Raw genomic sequence first — 255 nt, forward strand, 5'->3', positions numbered from 1 at the left:
GTGTGATGCTGGGGACCTGAACTGGTAGTAGCCAAGTGATGGGGTGACGCAGGAAGGTAGCCGTGCCACGTGATGGATATCGTGGTGTAAGCGTGTGGCCCGTGTTCTAGGTAAATCCGGAGCACATGTGGGTGAGGCGTGATGCGTACCCGTTTTGGGGAAGTTGGTGATCCTATGCTGCCGAGAAAAGCCTCTAGCGATGTGGATATACGGCCCGTACCCGAAACCGACACAGGTAGTCAGGTAGAGAATACT

Annotated in this window: 1 rRNA gene; it reads left to right on the plus strand. The window is 54.9% G+C overall.

Going from position 1 to position 255, the window contains the following annotated elements:
- A 23S ribosomal RNA gene (locus NQ014_RS11020) occupies positions 1-255 on the plus strand; the annotation flags it as partial.

This window comes from Corynebacterium sp. 5QC2CO (assembly GCF_024580435.1).
Taxonomy (GTDB): domain Bacteria; phylum Actinomycetota; class Actinomycetes; order Mycobacteriales; family Mycobacteriaceae; genus Corynebacterium; species Corynebacterium jeikeium_D.